The 16,598-nt window shown below is 68.6% G+C and carries 14 protein-coding genes; 5 read left to right on the forward strand and 9 right to left on the reverse strand.

The features are described 5' to 3' along the window. Positions 1 to 5 precede the first annotated feature (5 nt). On the reverse strand, positions 6 to 842 hold the full coding sequence (dapB, locus tag GRX31_RS00075; RefSeq protein WP_017407286.1) for a 4-hydroxy-tetrahydrodipicolinate reductase: 837 nt from the start codon (positions 840 to 842) through the stop codon (positions 6 to 8). Between the two features lie 124 nt (positions 843 to 966). Then, positions 967 to 1,515 carry an outer membrane protein assembly factor BamE gene (locus tag GRX31_RS00080; protein WP_016447212.1) on the reverse strand — a complete coding sequence of 183 codons (549 nt, stop codon included), beginning with the start codon at positions 1,513 to 1,515 and terminating at the stop codon, positions 967 to 969. 156 nt (positions 1,516 to 1,671) lie between these two features. Here GRX31_RS00080 and fur point away from each other — a divergent pair, with 156 nt between their 5' ends. From fur to GRX31_RS00095, 3 genes are all read left to right on the forward strand, one after another. Continuing rightward, positions 1,672 to 2,097 carry a ferric iron uptake transcriptional regulator gene (gene fur, locus GRX31_RS00085; RefSeq protein ID WP_013804774.1) on the forward strand — a complete coding sequence of 142 codons (426 nt, stop codon included), beginning with the start codon at positions 1,672 to 1,674 and terminating at the stop codon, positions 2,095 to 2,097. A 143-nt stretch (positions 2,098 to 2,240) separates the two neighbouring features. After that, positions 2,241 to 3,818, forward strand: a complete 1,578-nt coding sequence (locus tag GRX31_RS00090; RefSeq protein WP_160850957.1) for a DUF1800 domain-containing protein — start codon at positions 2,241 to 2,243, stop codon at positions 3,816 to 3,818. A gap of 16 nt (positions 3,819 to 3,834) precedes the next feature. Continuing rightward, entirely contained in the window at positions 3,835 to 5,049 is a 1,215-nt protein-coding gene (locus GRX31_RS00095) for a DUF1501 domain-containing protein (RefSeq protein WP_160850959.1), read from the forward strand. Here GRX31_RS00095 and sigJ read toward each other — a convergent pair whose 3' ends face one another. The 5 genes from sigJ to GRX31_RS00120 form a co-directional block, all read right to left on the reverse strand. Then, entirely contained in the window at positions 5,050 to 5,973 is a 924-nt protein-coding gene (sigJ, locus tag GRX31_RS00100; RefSeq protein WP_016447215.1) for an RNA polymerase sigma factor SigJ, read from the reverse strand. It abuts the gene before it with no gap. Between the two features lie 70 nt (positions 5,974 to 6,043). Beyond that, the gene (locus GRX31_RS00105) at positions 6,044 to 6,544 is read right to left on the reverse strand and encodes an NUDIX hydrolase (RefSeq protein ID WP_017407282.1); all 501 of its coding nucleotides are present in this window, start codon (positions 6,542 to 6,544) and stop codon (positions 6,044 to 6,046) included. 92 nt (positions 6,545 to 6,636) lie between these two features. Next, positions 6,637 to 7,179: a GNAT family N-acetyltransferase gene (locus GRX31_RS00110; protein ID WP_026062867.1), complete on the reverse strand. Its 543-nt coding sequence runs from the start codon at positions 7,177 to 7,179 to the stop codon at positions 6,637 to 6,639. 87 nt (positions 7,180 to 7,266) lie between these two features. After that, entirely contained in the window at positions 7,267 to 8,268 is a 1,002-nt protein-coding gene (locus GRX31_RS00115; RefSeq protein WP_016447218.1) for an HD-GYP domain-containing protein, read from the reverse strand. Continuing rightward, positions 8,265 to 12,053 carry a PAS domain S-box protein gene (locus GRX31_RS00120; protein WP_160850961.1) on the reverse strand — a complete coding sequence of 1,263 codons (3,789 nt, stop codon included), beginning with the start codon at positions 12,051 to 12,053 and terminating at the stop codon, positions 8,265 to 8,267. The genes GRX31_RS00115 and GRX31_RS00120 overlap by 4 nt, the downstream gene beginning before the upstream one ends. A gap of 138 nt (positions 12,054 to 12,191) precedes the next feature. On the opposite strand from GRX31_RS00120, the gene GRX31_RS00125 reads away from it, so the two are divergent. After that, a complete protein-coding gene (locus GRX31_RS00125) occupies positions 12,192 to 12,464 on the forward strand; it encodes a DUF2061 domain-containing protein (protein ID WP_160850963.1) in 273 nt (90 codons plus the stop codon). A 411-nt stretch (positions 12,465 to 12,875) separates the two neighbouring features. Here GRX31_RS00125 and GRX31_RS00130 read toward each other — a convergent pair whose 3' ends face one another. Beyond that, positions 12,876 to 13,844, reverse strand: coding sequence for a LysR family transcriptional regulator (locus tag GRX31_RS00130; protein WP_160850966.1), 969 nt, complete (start codon positions 13,842 to 13,844; stop codon positions 12,876 to 12,878). Between the two features lie 246 nt (positions 13,845 to 14,090). Here GRX31_RS00130 and GRX31_RS00135 point away from each other — a divergent pair, with 246 nt between their 5' ends. Next, positions 14,091 to 15,449: an aspartate aminotransferase family protein gene (locus tag GRX31_RS00135; protein WP_016447223.1), complete on the forward strand. Its 1,359-nt coding sequence runs from the start codon at positions 14,091 to 14,093 to the stop codon at positions 15,447 to 15,449. A gap of 79 nt (positions 15,450 to 15,528) precedes the next feature. Here the strand turns inward: GRX31_RS00135 and GRX31_RS00140 are convergent, their stop codons facing one another. Then, positions 15,529 to 16,557: a Bug family tripartite tricarboxylate transporter substrate binding protein gene (locus GRX31_RS00140; RefSeq protein WP_016454212.1), complete on the reverse strand. Its 1,029-nt coding sequence runs from the start codon at positions 16,555 to 16,557 to the stop codon at positions 15,529 to 15,531. Positions 16,558 to 16,598: the final 41 nt, after the last annotated feature.

Below are 16,598 nucleotides of genomic sequence, written 5' to 3' on the forward strand. Positions count from 1 at the left end.
CCTCGTCACAGGCCCAATACGGCGTACATGTCGTACTGGCCGCTGGTCTTGCCCGCCAGGAAGCGCGCGGCACGCAGGCTGCCCTGGGCATAGCCGGCACGGCTGCTGGACTTGTGCGAGATCTCGATGCGCTCGCCCGTGCCCGCAAACAGCACCGTGTGGTCGCCGATGATGTCGCCACCGCGCACGGTGGCAAAGCCGATGGTGTTGTCCTCGCGCGCACCGGTGTGGCCGAAGCGCTCGTAGACGGCGCGGTCGGCCAGCTTCGTGCCCTGGGCTTCGGCGATGACCTCGCCCATCTTGAGGGCGGTGCCCGAAGGCGCATCCACCTTGTGGCGGTGGTGGGCCTCGACGATCTCGATGTCGTAGCCGCTGGACAGGGCCTTGGCCGCCATCTCCAGCAGCTTGAAGGTCACGTTCACGCCCACGCTCATGTTGGGCGACAGCACCACGGCCGTGCGCTGGGCGTACTCGGCGATGCGGGCCTTTTGCTCGTCGCTGAAGCCCGTGGTGCCGATGACCAGCCTGACGCCCAGTTCGGCGCAGATGGCCAGGTGCTCCAACGTGCCCTCGGGGCGCGTGAAGTCGATCAGGCAGTCGGCCTTGGACAGCGCGGCGCGCACATCGCTTTCGATGACGATGCCGCTGGCCAGGCCCAGGAAGGCCGAGGGATCGGTGCCCAGCGCAGGGCTGTCGGGACGGTCCAGCGCGGCGGTCAGCGCAAGGTCATCGCTTTGCGCGATGGCCTCGATCAGCATGCGGCCCATGCGGCCGGAGGCGCCGGCCACGGCCACGCGCAGGCGCTGGTTGTTGCTGGAGGAAGTGGCGGTCGTGGCGTTCATGTCGGGAAAGAGATGCAAAGGCTCAATGCGTGGAAAGTGGACTGCCCGGGCGCACGGCAGGCACCGCGGCAGCCGCCATCCACGGAAAAACGCCCGCATGCCTTGCGGCGCGCGGGCGGCGATATCAGCGGGCGCCGGGCTCCAGTGGCGGATAGCTGGCCGCCGCGGGCGGCGGCTCGGCGGCCACGGGCTCTTCGACCGGCTTGGCAGCGGGGAACTTGGACAGCTGCTCCTCGCTGGCTTCCAGCTGAGGAATCTTGCCCAGCTTCTTCTTGGAGCCCAGGCTGGCGACGAATTCGGCCTCGGTGGGCATCTCGTCGCCTTCGGAGCGCGCGAACAGGTCGCCGTTGAAGAAGACGGTCAGCTTGCGCACCTGGGAATCGACGCCGGGACGCTTGATGGTGAACACATATTCCCAGCGGTCGGCGTGGAATACGCTGGTGACCAGCGGCGTGCCGAGGATGTCACGCACCTGCTGGCGGCTCATGCCGGGCTGCAGGGCCTCGACCTGTTCGCGGGAGACGAAGTTGCCTTGGACGACCTCGACCTTGTAGGGAGTGACGACATTGGCGACTCGGTGCGCGGCGCCATCGAGGCTGCTGCAGCCTGCCAGCGCCACCCCGATCAACAGCATCAGGGCCGCACTGGCGCGGCAACGGGCTTGAACATGCATTGGTATCAGCATAGGGATATGATCGTGGATCATTGTAGCGGCTGGTCCCTGGGGCTTGCGATCATGCGACGCCCCTGGCACCAGGGCCATTTTGTTCGCCGTCCCGCACCTGCCGTGGTGGCAGCCCAGCGGGCAGTCTCTGCCAAAGACCCAGACATGAAGAACATCGACGAACTCAAGAGTACCGGCCTGAAGGCCACGCTGCCCCGCCTGAAGATCCTGGAGATCTTCCAGACGGGTGCGCAACGCCACATGACGGCCGAAGACGTGTTCCGCGTGCTGCTGGACGAGCGTTCGGACATCGGCCTGGCCACGGTCTACCGCGTGCTCACGCAGTTCGAGCAGGCAGGCATCCTCATCCGCAGCAATTTCGAGAGCGGCAAGGCCGTCTACGAGCTCAATGAAGGCCAGCACCACGACCACTTTGTCTGCACCAGCTGCGGCAAGGTCGAGGAGTTCTACGATCCCGATATCGAAAAGCGCCAGAACCTGATCGCCAAGGCCAAGGGCTGGGTGATCCAGGACCATTCGATGGCCCTGTACGGACAGTGCGCTGAATGCGCGAGCCGGCCCAGCAAATAAGGCCGGGTCCCTCAGAAAAAGCGGAGTGTGGAGCACTCCGCTTTTTTTTGCCTTTTACTTTTTGCTACCGGCGCTTTACAGGGCGAAGCACATGGGTGGAGGATGCTGGCGTCCAATGGATGCCCCCTACCCACCGAGACACCATGCGCCGCACTTCGCCGTTCGCCATCGCTCTCACTTTCTCCGCCATCGTCCTGGCCACAGGCTGTGCGCCCTTGCAGGCCCCGCCGTCGTCCGCAGCGGCCGCGCTGCAGGGAGTGGCCGAGGCACCGCTCACCGCCGCGCAGCGCCAGCAATGGCTGGACCGCGTCACCTGGGGCGCCACCGACAGCGAGGATGCGCAGCTGCAGCGCCTGGGCCTCAAGGCCTGGCTGGCACGGCAACTGCAGCCGGGGCCTCAGCCGCTGCCTGCGCAGGCGCAGCAGCGCATTGATGGGCTGGGCATCAGCCAGCGCCCCATGGACCAGGTGCTGCTGGAGCTGGGCGACCAGCGCAAGGCCGTTCAGGACGCCGCATCGGCCGATGAAAAGGCCGCGCGGCAGCAGGCCTACCAGCGCACGCTGAACCAGCTGGGCAGCGATGCCCAGAAGCGCTTCGTGATCCGCGCGCTGTACTCGCCGGCACAGCTGCAAGAGCAGATGACCTGGTTCTGGATGAACCATTTCAGCGTCAGCCTGCGCAAGGCCGATATCCGCGCCTGGGTGGGCGACTACGAGGAGCAGGCCATACGCCCGCATGCGCTGGGCAGTTTCCGCAGCCTGCTGGAGGCCTCGCTGCGCCACCCGGCCATGCTGCGCTACCTGGACAACGCCAGCAATGCGGCGGGCCGCATCAACGAAAACTACGCGCGCGAGCTGCTGGAGCTGCACACCATGGGCGTGGGCAGCGGCTACACCCAGGCCGACGTGCAGGAGATGGCGCGCATCCTGACAGGCGTGGGCATCAATCTGCAGCCGGCCGGCACGCCGCCGCCGCGCATGCGCGCCGGGCGCCAGGGCGACTACCTGCGCTCGGGATTCTTCGAGTTCAATCCCAACCGGCACGACTACGGAGCCAAGACCTTCCTGGGCCAGCCCCTGAACGCACGCGGCATGGCCGAGGTCCAGGAGGCGCTGGACCGCATCGTCGCCGCGCCGGCCACGGCGCAGTTCATCGCGCACAAGCTGGCGGTGTTCTTCATTGCCGACGATCCGCCGCCGGCCCTGGTGCAGCGCACGGCACAGGCCTTCACGCGCAGCCGGGGCGACATCGCAGCCACCGTGGCGGCGCTGCTGACCGATCCGGAGGCCGCGCGCTTTGGCCGCAAGTTCCGCGATCCGCTGCACTACGTGCTGGCCGCCACGCGGCTGTCGGTGGACCAGCGCGTGGCGGCCGACGTGGCGCCCGTGCTGGGCTGGATCAACCGGCTGGGCCAGAACCTCTACGCGCATGAGACGCCGGACGGCTATCCGCAGATGCAGTCCGACTGGGCCAGTTCGGGCCAGATGGCGGCACGCTTCGAGGTGGCGCGCCAGATCGCCACGCGCAGCGCCGTGCTGTTTCGCGCCGACCCCAAGGAGGCGCTGGAGAAGCCGCCCTACCCCATGCTGTCGGAACGGGCCAGCGTGCGCCAGCGCCTGCCCCAGTGGAGCCAGGCCACGCAGGCGGCACTGGCCCAGGCCCGCAATCCGGCGGACTGGAATACCTACTTCCTGTCCGCACCCGAGATGATGTTCCGCTGAACCCCGGAGACTTTCCATGCAGCGACGCCACTTCCTGACCATGGCATCGGCCCTGCCCTTTGCCGCCCACCTGGGCCGGCTGCAGGCGGCCGCCCTCCAGCCAGCCACGCCGCGCCTGCTGCTGGTGTTTCTGCGCGGTGCCTATGACTGCAACAGTCTGCTGGTGCCCACGCACAGCGACTTCTACTACGAGGCCCGTCCCAGCATTGCCATCCCCCGTCCCGGCGAGGCCGGCGGCGCGCTGGCGCTGGATGGCCGCTGGGGCCTGCACCCGATGCTGGAGGACAGCATCCATCCGCTGTTCCAGGCCGGCCAGGCCTGCTTCGTGCCCTTTGCAGGCACGTACGACCTGTCGCGCAGCCATTTCGAGACACAGGACTCCATCGAACTGGGCCAGGGCCTGGACGGGCGCCGCAGCTACCAGTCGGGCTTTCTGAACCGGCTGGCCCAGGTGCTGGGGCAGGACGGGCGGGGCCCGGTGTCGCCCATGTCGTTCACGCCCCAGTTGCCACTGCTGCTGCGTGGCAGCCTGCCGTCCGCCAACATGGCCCTGGCGTCCGTGGGCAAGGGCGGGCTGGACGATAGACGCAGCCAGGCCATTGCCGCCATGTACGCAGGCACTGCCCTGGGCACGGCCGTGCAGGAGGGCTTTGCCGTGCGCGATGCGGTGCAGCGCAGCGTGCAGGAAGAGATGGACCAGGCCGGGCGCGACGCCATCAGCGCGCGGGGCTTTGCGCTGGTGGCGCAGCGCATGGCGGCCCTGATGCGCGAGCGCTTCGACCTGGGCTTCGTCGATGTAGGCGGCTGGGACACGCACGTGGCCCAGGGCGGCGCCACAGGCGCGCTGGCCGGACGGCTGGACGAGCTGGGCCGGGGCCTGGCCGGTTTTGCCCAGGAGATAGGTCCCGAGGCCTGGCGCCATACGGTGGTGGTGGTGATCAGCGAATTCGGCCGCACCTTCCGCGAGAACGGCAACAAGGGCACGGACCACGGCCACGGCACGACCTACTGGCTGCTGGGCGGCGGGCTGTCCGCGCGCGCGGGCGGTCGCATCGTGGGAGAGCAGGTCGAGGTCAACCAGAAAAACCTGTTCCAGAACCGCGACCATCCCGTGCTCAACGAGTACCGCGCCGTGCTGGGCGGCCTGTTCCAGCGCATGTATGGATTGAGCCCCGCCCAGCTGCAGCGTGTCTTCGAAGGCGCGACGCCCCGCGACCTGCAACTCGTCTGACTACGGCAGCGCCTGCGGCGGCACTGGCACGCCGGACAGCTTGTCGGGATTGCGCAGCGTGTAGATGCGGCGGATCAGGCCGTCTTCGACCAGCAGCGTCTGCACGGATTCCAGCTCGCCGTCGATGCAGCGCAGCAGGCCCGGCAGGCCGTTGATGCGCGCCAGGTGCAGGGTCTGGCGCTGGCCGTTGCGCCGCATGCGGCGCGTGGTGGCGAAGTACAGCAGGGCCAGGCGCCGGCCGGTCTCCAGCACGCGGCCGAACGAGGGCACCTTGCCGCCGCCGTCGCTGATGAGTTCGGCATCGGGCGCGAACAGCGCCTGGATCTGCGCAAAGTCCCCACCCTGCACGGCCTGCGCAAAGCGCTGCAGCAGCGCGGCATGGGCCTCGGGCGGCGCCGCAAAGCGCGGGCGGCCGGCCTGCACATGGCTGCGGGCGCGGTGCACGAGCTGGCGGCAGGCGGCCTCGCTGCGGCCCAGGGCCTGGGCGACCTCGGCATAGTCGGCATCGAAGACCTCGCGCAGCAAAAAGGCGGCGCGCTCGTCGGGCGTGAGCTGCTCGAGCACGAACATCAGCGCCGTGGACACGTCGTGGGCACGCTCCAGCAGGTCTTCGGCCGAGGGTGCGGACTCCTCGGCCCAGGGCTGGACCAGGGGCTCGGGCAGCCAGAAGCCCTGGTAGTGCTCGCGCTCGGCGCGCAGGCGGCGCAGCCGGTCTATGGCCAGGCGCGTGGTCACGGAGACCAGCCAGGCCTCGGGCTGCTCTATGCCGGCGCGCTCGGCGCCATGCCAGCGCAGCCAGGCCTCCTGGACCAGGTCCTCGGCATCGGCGCGCTGGCCGAGCATGCGGTAGGCCAGGCCGAACAGGCGCGGGCGGTGGCGCTCGAACAGGGCCAGGGGATCGTCGGTGGCGGAGGAGGTCTGCATGCCATCAAGACGCGGGAGCGTGGCGTTGTGTGACAGACAGGGCCGGCATGGTGCTCGGTGCCTTGGTGACTCAGTGGGGCTGCGGAGCCTGCAGCACGCTGGGATCGGTGTGGATCAGCTCCAGCGGGTAGCGGCGGCCGGCGAGGTAGTCCTCTATGCTTTGCATCACCAGCGGACTGCGGTGCTGGGCGGTGCAGGCCTTGAGTTCGTCCAGCGTCATCCAGACCGTGCGGATGATGCCGTCGTCCAGCGGCTGGCCGGCCCGGAAGTCACCCAGCTCGCCCGTGAAGGCAAAGCGCAGATAGGTGATGTCGGAGCCGGTGCGCGTGCGAACGAAGCGGTTCAGGTAGACGCCGACCAGGGCCGTGGGCACGAAGTCGTGCGCCGTCTCCTCATCGACCTCGCGCACACAGGCGGTGATGGGCGACTCGGCAGGGTCGAGATGGCCGGCGGGGGTGTTGTAGCGCACGCCATCGGCCGTGTCTTCTTCCACCAGCAGAAAACGGCCATCGCGCTCAATGATGGCCGCCACAGTGACATTGGGTTTCCAGCGATCGGGCATGGCGCGCATTATGACCAGAGGCGGCCGGCCCGTCCCCGGCCAAAAACCCCATCACCGCGCCTTGCAGACCACCACGCGACACGGCGCCCTGTAGCACCGCCCTACAGCGGCCGGGCCATGTACAGCGCACCGTCGCCGTAGCTCACCAGGCGCTGCTGCTGCAGCGGGTCGGTCAACGCCTGCACGGCATAGCCATGGCGCTCCCAGTAGCCGCGCGAGCCCTGCACCGACACCAGGGCCGTGTGGCGCAGGCCCTCGGCGCGCGCCCGCTCCCACAGCGGAGCCAGCAGCGCACGGGCCAGGCCCTGGCCTGCGGCCTCGGGGTGCACGGCCATGTCGTGCAGGTAGAGGGTGTCGGCCTGCTCGACGGCCTCGAAGTCACCGTGCAGCGGCGTGATCTTGGCCATGAGGCTGCGGTAGGCCGCGAGATAGGCGCGCACACGGCCGCCCTGCTCCAGTGCCAGCGAGCAATGGGCCGTGCCGGCCAGGCGCCGCGCAAAGACCTCGCCGCTCTCGGCATAGTCCTCGCCATAGCAGGCCCGCTGGATGTCCAGCAGACCGGGCAGGTCGGCGGCGGTCAGTGCGCGGACATGGAAGCGGTCAGCGGCAGGCAAGGAAGAGGATGGAGAAGGCGAACAAGACATGGGCAGGACAGGCAGGTGCCGGAGACAGGCCGCCCAGGGTAAGCGATTGCCCAAGCCCCGGCGCACCCTGCCGGAATCGGTTCCCCGTCAATCCTTCCAGCGCTCGCGTATGTCTTCCAGCTGCGGGCGCAGGCCGATGAACAGCGGCACCAGGCGCGGGTCGAAGTGGGCGCCGGCCTGCTGCTCTATGTGATCCATGGCGTCGTCCACCGTCCACGCGTGCTTGTAGGGGCGTTCCGTGGTGAGGGCATCGAACACGTCGGCCACGGCCACGATGCGCGAGGCCAGCGGGATGTCCTCGCCCGCCAGGCCCTGCGGATAGCCCGTGCCGTCCCATTTCTCGTGGTGGGTCAGCGCGATGCTGTAGGCCATCTGCAGCACCTGGGAATCGTGCTCGCCGATGATCTCGGCGCCGATCTGCGGATGGCGGCGCATGACCGTCCATTCCTCGGCCGTCAGCGGGCCGTTCTTGAGCAGGATGGCATCGGGGATGCCGATCTTGCCCACATCGTGCATGGGCGCGGCGTTGAGCAGGTCGTCCGCCCATTCGTCGGTGCAGCCGGCCGCCAGCGCCAACGTCTTTGCGTAGTGGCTCATGCGGATCACGTGCATGCCCGTCTCGTTGTCGCGGTACTCGGCCGCGCGGCCCAGGCGCTGCACGATCTGCAGCCGCGTGCTGCGCAGCTCGTCGAGCTTGACCAGCGACAGGTGGTTGCGCACCCGCGCCCGCACCACGGGCGCGCGCACGGGCTTGACGATGTAGTCCACCGCGCCCGAGGCAAAGCCCAGGGCCTCGTCCTGTCCGTCCGACAGGGCGGTGATGAAGATCACCGGGATGCGGGCCGTGTCGGCCTGCGCCTTGAGCTGGCGGCACACGGCGTAGCCGTCCAGCTCGGGCATCATGATGTCCAGCAGGATCAGGTCCGGCTGGTGCTGGGCCAGCTGCAGAGCCTTGCGCCCGTCCGTGGCGAACGAGAGCCGGTAATCCTCGCCCAGGATCTGGCGCAGCACATGCAGGTTGGTCGGGTCGTCATCGACCAGCAGCAGGCGCGGGCGCTTGTCCGTTGCCAATAGATTGGGCGCATTCATGCTCTGTCTCCATCGTTCGAGGGCAGTTGCTGCTGCAACTGCTGGGCGCATTCCTGCGCGCGCTCGAAGTCGAAATTATCCAGTGCCTGCTGCAGCGGCTGAAGCTGTTCGGCCGTCAGCATGCGCACGAGGGCCTGCATGGCCTGCCCGTCCAGCTCCCCGCTGTGCAAGGCGGCCACAATGCGCTCCAGCCAGGGCCGGGCATCGGCAGGCAGGGCGGGTGCGCCCGCCTGGGGCGCCGCATCGCCGTCGGCCTGCGCCCACGCATGGCCCTGCGCCTGGCCCGGCGCCTCGCCCGATGCCGCCCCCTGCGCCTCGGCCATCGGCATGGCGGCCGGGTGGCGCTGGCGCAGCTCGCGCGCGACGGCATCCAGCGCCTGGTGCAGCTGGTCGATGAGGGCAAGCAGCTGCGGCTGCCCGGCGCCCTCCTGCGCCAGGCTTTCCAGGCGCGATGCCAGCCGGTACACGGCCTGCAGGCCCAGGTTGCCGGCCGCGCCGCGCACGCGGTGCGCCAGGCCGATCAAGGCCTCGGGTCCGGGGCGCTGCAGGGCACGGCGCAAGCGGTCGGCCAGGTCCAGCTGTTCGTTGAGGAAACGCCGAATGGCGGCCACCAGCGGATCGACCCGGCCCCACAGCGCAATGCCCGAGGCCCAGTCCACCGTGACATCAGGCAGCCCCGGCTGGGCGCTGGCGGGCGCGGGCGGCCTGGCCTCCTTGAGCGCCACCTGCAGCGACAGCAGGCGTGCGATCTCGGCCTGCAGCCGCGCCATGTCCAGCGGCTTGGAGGCAAAGCCGTCCATGCCGGCGGCGGTGGCGTCGCTGCGGTCCTTCTCCAGCACGCTGGCCGACAGCGCGACGATGGGCACGGGCCGGCGCTGCAGCTGCCGCTCCCAGACACGGATGGCGCGCGCCGCTGCCAAGCCGTCCATGCCCGGCATCTGCAGGTCCATCAGCACCACGTCGAAAGGAGGCTCCTGCGCCTGCACGCAGCGCAGCGCCTCGGCACCGTCGTGGGCCAGCACCATCTGGTGGTTCTGGCTGGAGAAGTTGATCTGCAGCAGCTCCAGGTTCTCGGGCACATCGTCCACGGCCAGGATGTGCAGCGGCGGCAGGCCGCGGCTGGCCGCCCCGCGCTCGGACAGCGGGCTCTCGCCGACCGGCAGGGGCAGGCGCACCTCGAACACCGTGCCCACGCCCACCGTGCTGTGCAGCTGGATGCTGCCGCCCATGAGTTCGGCCAGCTGGCGCGAGATGGTCGTGCCCAGGCCCGTGCCGCCGAAACGCCGCGTGGTCGAGGCGTCGGCCTGGGCAAAGGGGTCGAAGATGCGGTGGATCTTCTCGGCCGCGATGCCTATGCCCGTGTCATGCACATCGAGCTGGAGCACGCCCTGCTCGTAGCGCACGCGCAGCAGCACATGGCCGCGTTCGGTGAACTTCACGGCATTGCCCAGCAGGTTCACCAGGATCTGCTGCACACGCATGCCGTCGCCGCGCAGCGCGGCCGGCGTGTGCGGGTCGTAGTCCAGGCGCAGGTCCAGGCCCTTGCGATCGGCCGTGATGCGCAGCGATGCCAGGATCTGCTGGCACAGCTCGCGCACCGAGAAGTCCTCTATCTCCAGCTCCACCGCGCCCTTGTCGAGCTTGGCCGTGTCCAGGATGTCGTTGAGCAGGCGCAGCATGGAGCGCGCCGCGTAGTGCACCGTGTCCAGGTAGCGCGCCTGCGTGGGCTGCAGCGCCGTTTCGCGCAACGCCTCGGTGAAGCCGATGATGGCGTTCATGGGCGTGCGGATCTCGTGGCTCATGTTGGCCAGGAAGGTGCTGCGCGCGGCGGCCGCGGCTTCGGCATGCTCCTTGGCCAGCACCAGCTCCTGGGCCAGCTTGCGCTGGGCGCTGATGTCGGTGAGCAGCTTGACGATCTTGTAGGGCCGGCCGTCGGCACCGCGTATGGGGTTGTAGGTGGCCTGCACCCAGATGCGCCGCCCCTCGTGCCCGCAGCGCAGGAACTCGCCGGCCTGGAACTCGCCCTCGGCCAGGCGGCGCCAGAACTGCACATGCTCGGGCGAATGCGCATAGCCGGGCTCGCAGAACATGCCGTGGTGGCGGCCCGCGACCTCGTCGAGCCGGTAGCCGAACAGGTCCAGGAAATTGCGGTTGGCGCGCAGCACATGGCCGCGCAGGTCGTACTCGATGGTGGCCAGCGACAGGTCGATGGCGCGCACCGTGCCCTCGAACTCGGCATTGCGCGCGCGCGCCGCCGTCTGATCCATGATCACGCCGTCGATCCAGGTCAGTTCGTCCTGTTCGTTGAAGACGCCGCGCCCGGTCTCGGACACCCAGCGCGTGCTGCCGTCGCGGTGCAGCAGGCGGTAGTCGGCGTTGTAGGTCTGGCGCCGCGCCAGAGAATGCGCCACCGCAGCCTCCAGCCGGTCGCGGTCCTCGGCGTGGATGAGCCGGTCCCAGCCCGTGAGGCCATCGGTGAAATCCTGCTCGGTCCAGCCCGTCAACTCCTCGATGGAGCGGCTGAGCAGCAGCGGCGTCCATTTGCCGTCGTACAGGCAGCGGAACGTGGTGCCGGGCACGTTGTTGATCAGGGTGCGGTACTGCTCCTCGCTGCGGCGCAGCGACTGCAGCATCTGGCGGCGCTCGCGGATATCGGTCACAAAGCCCACGTACAGCGGATCGCCGGCAATCGCCACCCGGCCCACGGCCAGGCGCACGGCGATCTGCGTGCCGTCCTTGTGCATGGCGTTGATATCGCGGCTGGAGCCCAGCAGGCCCGCAAAGCCCGTGGCCAGATGCTTTTGCAGCGAGCCGCCATCGCCATCGCAGCCCGACGCGGGCATGAGCAGGCTGGCGCTGCGGCCCACCACCTCCTGCGCCGTCCAGCCCAGCAGCCGCTCGGCCGCGCCGTTGAACGACACGATGCTGCCGCGCCCGTTGATCATCACGATGCCGTCCACTGCCGTCTCCACCACGGCGCGCAGGCGCGATTCGCTGCGCTGCACCTGGCGGTAGATCTGGCGGTAACGCAGCGTCATGTTGACCGCGAACACCAGACCGAAGATCAGCACCACCATGCCGACGATGGAGAACACCAGCAGCGCATGCGTGGGCGACTCCACCTGCGCCAGCACATCGATCTCGGGCTTGAGGCGCAGTGCATACAGGCCCGCATAGTGCATGCAGGAAATGGCCAGGCCCATGACGATGCCGGCCACCAGCGTGGGCCACAGCCGGCCCGTGTTGCCCAGCCTGAAGCGCACCCACAGCGACAGCATGGCCATGCCTGCCGCCACGATCACCGACAGCAGCACGCCCCAGGGGTCGTAGAGCATCGAGGTCCAGGTCTGGGCCGCCGCCATGCCGATGTAGTGCATGGAGCCAATGCCCAGCCCCATGAGCACGCCGCCGCCCACCAGCGCCTGCGTGGACAGCTGCGGCCGAACCATCAGCGTCAGCGCCAGCCAGGACGCCAGCATGCTGGGCAGCATGGACAGCGTGGTGATCCAGGGGTCGTAGTCGCCAAAGGTGCAGGGCACGAAGGCCAGCATGCCGATGAAGTGCATGGCCCAGATGCCCGCGCCCAGGCAGAAGGCGCCCGTGAGCACGCCCACGCGGCGTATGCGCGGCGACGCGGCATCGCGCGCCAGCCCGGCAATCTGCATGGCCATCACCGACGTGGCCACGGCCACCAGCACCGACAGCGTCACCAGGCCCGGATGCAGCCACTGGAACCACTGCGGATGCGGCGCCCAGCCGAGCACGAAAATCTGGTCCCAGCTCATGGCGCGCCCCCCGCATGGCACAAGGCCGCAGCACGCAACCGCCGGCCATCGATAGTGTTTATAACTTTGATGATCATTTTCGATTGGCCATAACTATTTCACGCACCTAGCATGGAGTCTCATCCCGAGGAGAGCCCCATGAGCCGCGTCCGCCAGACCCTTCACCACCACCGCCGCACGCTGTTGAAGACTGCCAGCTACTACGTCATCCATGTCACCGTGGCAGCGGCCGTGGCCTATGCCGTGACCCGCAATCTCTGGGCCGCGCTGACGCTCAGCCTGCTGGAGCCCACGGTGCAGGCCGTGGCCTTCTTCTTCCATGAAAAGCTGTGGGAGCGCGGCCTGCGCCACCGTGCCGACGCGGGCGCCGGCATGGCGCCGCCCGCAGCAGCCACTGCGGCTGCGGCCTGAACCCGCCAGGAGCACGAACATGCCCACGCCCCTGCGGTCCTTCAGCGCGGACGCCTCATTCGGCAATTGGCTGACCGAAACCCTGGCAAGGATGGTCGATGGCGGCACGGGCTGAAACCCGGCCCTGCCGTGGCGGCAAGAGAGGTGGACATGGCGGCGCATGGTGGCAAGAACCCGGGAAATGCGAAATCGTTGGTATCAAGGCGCTGCCCGTGCGGCCCATGGCCGGCACGGAATCCATACATGCCTTTCGACCGCATCGGGGCGGACTGAAGCCCCGGCGCCGGTCACAATGCCAAACATTGTCAAGCGCATACGCTGGAAAATATGTGCACAAGCTGTGTGAAAAGCTGTGTATAGCCTCTTCGCAAACCTGTGATTTTCCTATTGCCAAGGCTGTGGCAAAGCCGTTCATTCACGGTGCACGCCCAGCAGCGCGTCGATGAACACACGGGCTGCACGCCCAGGCACCACGGCACTGCGCCAGACCGCGAAGAAATCACAGAGATAGAAGAACCGGTGGGGGGCCACGGCCTGCAGCAGACCCTGGCCCTCCATGGCCTGTGCATAGTGGTCGGGCAGAAATCCCAGGTAGCGGCCCGAGCGCACCAGCATGGCAATGGCCTCCTGGTCAAAACCCGTGGCCTGGCGCTGCAGGCCGGCCTGGTGGCTGAGCGCCATATTGGGTGACTGGTAGCCCAGGCCTGCAAAGGCATGTGCGCCCAGGCTGTCCCAGTCCAGCCCGCCATGGTCGGCGCCATGCAGCGGATGGCCGGGAGCGCAGTACAGCTGCATGCGCTCGCCGAACAACCGGGCACTGTCCAGCGCGCCCGAACTGGGTGCAGAGGGCAGCACGCCCACCTGCCAGCGCCCCTCCATCAGTCCGCGCTCGATGGCCTGTATCGAGGCCACGTGCAGCCGCAGGTGCAGTTGCGGCGCCTGATCGTGCAGCAGGCCTATCGCCTCGGGAATGCGTGACTGCGGATTGCCCACGGTCTTGTCGAACAGCGCCACGTCCAGCGTGCCGGCCAGCCGGCCATGGATGTCGTCCACCTGGCCCAGAAACCCCTCCACGCCGCCCAGCAGCTGCAGCGTGGCCTCGTAGATGCGGTGGCCTTCGGGCGTGAGCGCGAAGCCGGCGCGCCCGCGCCGGCACAGCGTCAGGCCCAGGCGCTCTTCCAGGTCCTTCATGTGGCGGCTCAGCGTGGAGCTGCCGATGTTCAGTTCCAGCTCGGTAGCCGACATGCCGCCGCACTCGACAACGGCCTTGAACACGCGCAGCAGGCGCAGATCCATGTCGCCCAGCTGGCCCAGCGCCGCGCGCGCACGGCCATCGCGTGCCCGGCGGCTCGCAGGGGTATCCAGAGAAAATTCCGCCATCGCCATTCGCCTCCCGGTGTGCTTGCCGGACATGGCCACCGCTACAGGGGAGCCACTATAGGGGAGCCACGGGGCGGCAGTGGCGACGGATTCCCCCAATGCGCGCACGCCATGCCGCGACCGGCAGGCGCTTGGTCACTTGCAGAAATATGCAAGTAAACCTCGATATCGCGCTCTTCGCGAAATCAAACAGCGCGCTCACAATGGGCCGATCCACATTTCTTCCCTAGGCTCGAGGAGATCGCCATGACCCTGGTTCCCACCGAACAAAGCGCCGCCCCCGCCACGCGCACCGATGCCGCCTGGCTCGAGGCCCACTGGATGCCCTTCACCGGCAACCGCGAGTTCAAGGCGCGCCCGCGCATGATCACCAGCGCCCAGGGCGCCTACTACACCGATGCCGACGGCCGCAAGATCTTCGACGGCCTGTCGGGCCTGTGGTGCTCGGGCCTGGGCCATGGCCGCCGCGAGATCGCCGAAGCCATCGGCCGCGCGGCCCAGCAGCTGGACTATGCGCCGGCCTTCCAGTTCGGCCACCCGGCCTCGTTCGCGCTGGCCAACAAGATCAAGGAGCTGACGCCCGCAGGCCTGGACCATGTGTTCTTCACGGGCTCGGGCTCGGAAGCCGCCGACACGGCGCTGAAGATGGCACGCGCCTACTGGCGCGCCAAGGGCCAGGGCGGCAAGACCCGGCTGATCGGGCGCGAGAAGGGCTACCACGGCGTGAACTTCGGCGGCATCTCCGTCGGCGGCATGGTGGGCAACCGCAAGACCTTCGGCCAGGGCGTGGAGGCCGACCACCTGCCGCACACGCAGCCGGCGCTGGGGTCCTTCCACAAAGGCATGCCTGCCACCGATGGCCGCGCGCTGGCCGACCGGCTGCTGGACCTGATCGCCCTGCATGACGCCAGCAACATCGCAGCCGTCATCGTCGAGCCCTTCTCGGGCTCGGCCGGCGTGGTGATTCCGCCGGCCGGCTACCTGCAGCGCCTGCGCGAGATCTGTACGCAGAACAACATCCTGCTGATCTTCGACGAGGTCATCACGGGCTTCGGCCGCTGCGGCGCCATGACGGGAGCGGAGGCCTTCGGCGTCACGCCCGACATCATGAACATCGCCAAGCAGGTGACCAATGGCGCCCAGCCCCTGGGCGCCGTGGTGGCCAGCAAGGAGATCTACGACACCTTCATGGCAGCGGGCGGCCCCGAGTACATGCTGGAGTTCCCGCACGGCTATACCTACTCGGCCCACCCCATTGCCTGCGCAGCGGGCGTGGCCGCGCTGGACCTGCTGCAGCGCGAGGACGGCCCGGGCCGCGTGCGCGCGCTGGCCCCGTTCTTCGAGCAGGCCGTGCACAGCCTCAAGGGAGCAAAGCATGTGGCCGACATCCGCAACTTCGGCCTGGCTGCGGGCTTCACCATCGAGTCGCTGCCCGGCGAGCCGGCCCGCCGTCCCTACGAGATCGCCATGAAGTGCTGGGACAAGGGCTTTTACGTGCGCTACGGCGGCGACACCATCCAGATCGCGCCGCCCTTCATCAGCGAGAAGGCCGAGATCGAGCGGCTGGTCAGCGCCCTGGGCGATGCCCTGACCGAAACGAACTGAGCATCTCCGGCACATGAGAAAAGCCCCTGGGCCGTGAGGCCGCAGGGGCTTTTTGCATGGCAACGGCAAGGCTGCGAAATCAGTCCAGCGTGATGCCCGCGTTCTTGATCACATCGCGCCACTTGTCCACTTCCACGCGCAGGAACTGGGCCGAGGCATCGGGCTTGAGGCCCGAGGGCAGCACGCCCATGGCGTCCAGCTTTTCCTTGACCTCGGGCGCGGGCAGGGCCTTGGCGATCTCGGCGTAGAGCCGGTCCACGATGGGCTTGGGCGTGCCTGCGGGCACGGCCGCGAGGAACCAGGCATCGGCCGTGAAGTCCTTGAGGCCGGCCTCCGACATGGTGGGCACGTCGGGCATGGACTGCAGGCGTTCGTTGTGGGCCACGGCCAGCGCGCGCACCTTGCCGGCCTTGAGCTGCGCGGCAATGGTCACGGCCGTGAGAAAGCCGAAGTCGGTCTCGCCGGCGGCCAGCGACACCACCGAAGGCGCGCTGCCCTTGTAGGGCACGTGGCCGATCTTGACCTTGGCCTGCATGGCATACAGCTCGGCGCCCAGATGGTTGGGTCCGCCCGTGCCCGACGAGGGGTAGTTGAGCTTGCCGGGCTGGGCCTGGGCCGCCGCCGTCAGCTCCTTGAGCGAGTGGAACGGGCTTTGCGCTCCCACGGTGAGCACCAGCGGGCTGCGCGCCACCAGGCTGATGGGCGCGAAGTCGCGCAGCGGGTCATAGGGCAGCTTGGTATACAGGCCCTTGGCCATGGCCATGCAGCCCACGTCGCCCAGCACCACGGTGTAGCCGTCGGCCGGCGCCTTGGCCACCAGGTCGCAGCCGATGGTGCCGTTGGCACCGGGCTTGTTGTCCACCACCACCGTGGTGTGCATGCTCTCGCCCAGCTTTTGCGCCAGCAGGCGGCCCAGGATGTCGGTGGAGCCACCGGGTGCGAAGGGCACGACCAGGCGAATGGTCTTGGACGGATAGCTGCCTGCGCCCTGGGCATGGGCAAGGGGCGCCGCCAGCGTGGCCGCCAGCGCAAGGCCGCCGGCCAGGGCGTGCCACAGGGCTGCGCGGCGCACCGGGGTGCGGGAGGATGCGAAAGGGGTTTGTCTCATGCTGTTGTCTCGTGAGGGGAATGCGTGAAGGCCAAGCGCGC

Origin of the sequence: Delftia sp. CH05, assembly GCF_009827015.1 — a bacterium.
Taxonomy (GTDB): domain Bacteria; phylum Pseudomonadota; class Gammaproteobacteria; order Burkholderiales; family Burkholderiaceae_C; genus Comamonas; species Comamonas tsuruhatensis.

Bases quoted from the DNA above. Each gene is read 5' to 3' on its own strand.
- GRX31_RS00135 (WP_016447223.1), top strand. From the start codon at position 14,091: ATGACCCTGGTTCCCACCGAACAAAGCGCCGCCCCCGCCACGCGCACC.
- fur (WP_013804774.1), top strand. From the start codon at position 1,672: ATGAAGAACATCGACGAACTCAAGAGTACCGGCCTGAAGGCCACGCTG.
- GRX31_RS00115 (WP_016447218.1), bottom strand. From the start codon at position 8,268: ATGAATGCGCCCAATCTATTGGCAACGGACAAGCGCCCGCGCCTGCTG.
- GRX31_RS00120 (WP_160850961.1), bottom strand. From the start codon at position 12,053: ATGAGCTGGGACCAGATTTTCGTGCTCGGCTGGGCGCCGCATCCGCAG.
- GRX31_RS00095 (WP_160850959.1), top strand. From the start codon at position 3,835: ATGCAGCGACGCCACTTCCTGACCATGGCATCGGCCCTGCCCTTTGCC.
- GRX31_RS00110 (WP_026062867.1), bottom strand. From the start codon at position 7,179: ATGTCTTGTTCGCCTTCTCCATCCTCTTCCTTGCCTGCCGCTGACCGC.
- GRX31_RS00125 (WP_160850963.1), top strand. From the start codon at position 12,192: ATGAGCCGCGTCCGCCAGACCCTTCACCACCACCGCCGCACGCTGTTG.
- sigJ (WP_016447215.1), bottom strand. From the start codon at position 5,973: ATGCAGACCTCCTCCGCCACCGACGATCCCCTGGCCCTGTTCGAGCGC.
- GRX31_RS00080 (WP_016447212.1), bottom strand. From the start codon at position 1,515: ATGCATGTTCAAGCCCGTTGCCGCGCCAGTGCGGCCCTGATGCTGTTG.
- GRX31_RS00130 (WP_160850966.1), bottom strand. From the start codon at position 13,844: ATGGCGGAATTTTCTCTGGATACCCCTGCGAGCCGCCGGGCACGCGAT.
- dapB (WP_017407286.1), bottom strand. From the start codon at position 842: ATGAACGCCACGACCGCCACTTCCTCCAGCAACAACCAGCGCCTGCGC.
- GRX31_RS00105 (WP_017407282.1), bottom strand. From the start codon at position 6,544: ATGCGCGCCATGCCCGATCGCTGGAAACCCAATGTCACTGTGGCGGCC.
- GRX31_RS00090 (WP_160850957.1), top strand. From the start codon at position 2,241: ATGCGCCGCACTTCGCCGTTCGCCATCGCTCTCACTTTCTCCGCCATC.
- GRX31_RS00140 (WP_016454212.1), bottom strand. From the start codon at position 16,557: ATGAGACAAACCCCTTTCGCATCCTCCCGCACCCCGGTGCGCCGCGCA.